The organism is Faecalibacterium sp. DFI.5.82 (assembly GCF_029076575.1).
Classification (GTDB): Bacteria; Bacillota; Clostridia; order Oscillospirales; family Ruminococcaceae; genus Faecalibacterium; species Faecalibacterium duncaniae.
The window spans coordinates 1-288 of the sequence record NZ_JARFIS010001146.1 but is presented as its reverse complement, the minus strand read 5'-3'; the positions used below and the strand labels follow the sequence as shown (position 1 = coordinate 288).

Annotated in this window: 1 protein-coding gene; it reads left to right on the top strand. The window is 44.8% G+C overall.

Going from position 1 to position 288, the window contains the following annotated elements:
* Nucleotides 1–288, top strand: a 288-nt coding sequence (locus P0G09_RS20495; RefSeq protein WP_275253602.1) for a CD0415/CD1112 family protein, incomplete at both ends; no start/stop codon positions are given.

The following is a 288-nucleotide window of genomic DNA, read 5'->3' as shown; positions in this document are numbered from 1 at the left end:
GCAACCTCCGTTGGCAAGACCCCGGCGAATTTTTCGCCGGGTGTCTTTGCCATGGTACGAAACATCTCCGAGTCAGTGATTATCCCAATCGCAGGCGTGATTCTGACCTTCATTGCCTGTTATGAGCTAATTCAGATGATTATTGACCACAACAATCTGGCTAATTTTGAAACCTGGATCTTCTTCAAATGGGTGTTCAAGACTTTTGTTGCGGTCATGTTAATCACAAACACATTCAATATCACGATGGCTGTGTTTGATGTGACACCGCACGTTATAAACGCAAGC